This window comes from Staphylococcus pasteuri (assembly GCF_003970495.1).
In the GTDB taxonomy this organism is placed as follows: domain Bacteria; phylum Bacillota; class Bacilli; order Staphylococcales; family Staphylococcaceae; genus Staphylococcus; species Staphylococcus pasteuri.
The window spans coordinates 1,603-3,664 of record NZ_RXWW01000083.1; the positions used below are offsets into that span (position 1 = coordinate 1,603).

Sequence of the window (2,062 nt, forward strand, 5' to 3'; positions counted from 1 at the left end):
ATTTAATTAATTCATCTCGTTGTTGACTTTCATCGCTAAATATCCAATTGTAAATAGAACTAATTATCTTTCTGAAAGTTTGTATTAGCCAGTAAGAAATAAGAACTGAAGTAATAATAATAAAGTAGTTATCAAAATGAGTGAGATGTTCTATATCCTTTTTAATAAATATGTATAAATGAAAAGACATAATAATTATTAGAATAGTTACTTTAACAAGTTTTAATAATGAATTTTTATCTTTGAAGTATACTATATAAAACATCATTAAATACAATGCAAATACCCAAAATATAAGGATTAAAGAAACAGCGCTTGATAAAGCTTCAATTAATGATTTATTCATAAATGTAACCTTGCATGCTAAAATAAATGCATAAGTTATTAATGTAAAAGGACTTAAAAAGAAAGCGCCAATAATATTTTGTAAAAACGTTTCAGTCTCTAAACTTTTTAAGTAGTTATAAATACGATGAAACTGTTTTTGTTTTTTATCTGAAAGTTTCACAAATCGCACCTACCCTTAATATATTATTAAATTTATATTGAAACTATAAAAACATTATCACAACTAATCTTTTTAATACAATATTATTTCGGAAATTCCTAAAGTGCACAAATTTCTTTTTGTTTTTTCAATTTTAACATTTTACACACAACTGACTAAACAATATAAACATTGTTATGACAATGCTTTTAGCGATTTTAACATGAATAGATACACGCTTTAATGAACACTCTCGCCGTCTCCATTATTAAGCCTGCAACCTATGTAGTTGTGGGCTTTTTGTTTTTGAGTTCACAAAAAGTGAATAGATGTTAAATAACATGAATTTTAATATAAACAGAGTTTATAACTTCACTAGATTATTTGATTAACTGAATAGGTGAATTTAATATTCTTGTATTTATAAAAGTGACAATAATTGAGATAGATAAACAATATAAGGATAGATATTAATAAATATTTGAATCCTACTACTGTTTGGATTAGCATTGTACAATGTTATCAAATGTTAAGTTTATACATTTATCAAAATGTACCTGTATATAAATTTTTAATAGTAGTTGAAAAGAGAATTAAAGGGAGTTTAGTTAAGGATATCTTGACAAGAGAAGAAAGAGTCGCGTAAACAATGAACATCTGGAAACGATTGAAGTAATTGATAAAACGGATAATTGATAAGAAGTTTGTGATCTACTCGAAATGTAATAACATTATATATACAGATAATGAAAATGTGAGCATGACATTACTTATATTTGTAGATGATACAGGTGAATTTTTGCGATAGAAACCAGCCCACTATTACTGATAATGGGCTGATTATTTTAGGTTAGTAAGTCAAATATTAATTTCGATAAATAATTTTCAAAAAAAGCTGCTATTACATATAAAGGTAAAGCAATAAATATATATATTTTCAATAAATTGATTATAGACAATTTAAAGGATATATTTTCTTTTTTAATCTTTCTAAATAAGTTAGTGAATTTTCTACATATAGATTGGTTAACTTTAACAAGTCCACTAGCAACAACGCAAAATGCTAATATTTCAACGAAGAAATGAGGAATCGAAGATATAGTTATCATACTTCCTTTATAAATATCAAAATTAATTACAAAGCCAAGAGCTATAGCAGGCGGTATTGCAGTGTGTATAATATTTAAGTAATACAAAAAAGGGATTGGAATGATAGCTAGTATTAGCATTTGAAAAGGAACTTTAAAACCATTATTTATTATGTATTCCCAAACTTTTTGTAAACCTACTGCATTGGCAACATTATCGGGGATACCTTTGGATAAATTTTTTATGGTTTCAGTTGAAGGGCTAAATATAATGGCTAAGATAAAAGTAAATAAAATAATTATTAATGTTATAACTAAAAATCTTATAGTTCTTTTAATATAAGCATCATCATGAATTTTAAACATAATTACCTCCAAAATATATAATTATCAAATATCTAATTTTACATTATCAAATATAGAAAATTAATAAAAGTTAGTTTTATAAAAATATAAAATATGATATATGTATTAATAATTACTTTAT

General features: G+C 24.4%; 2 protein-coding genes. Both read right to left on the reverse strand.

All coding sequences use genetic code 11. The annotated features are described in order from the left end of the window. Nucleotides 1–508, reverse strand: a 508-nt coding sequence (locus tag CD121_RS11040) for a hypothetical protein (protein WP_257214295.1), incomplete at its 3' end; no start/stop codon positions are given. A gap of 824 nt (nucleotides 509–1,332) precedes the next feature. Beyond that, nucleotides 1,333–1,941: a stage II sporulation protein M gene (locus CD121_RS11045; RefSeq protein ID WP_017637604.1), complete on the reverse strand. Its 609-nt coding sequence runs from the start codon at nucleotides 1,939–1,941 to the stop codon at nucleotides 1,333–1,335. Between the last annotated feature and the right edge of the window lie 121 nt (nucleotides 1,942–2,062).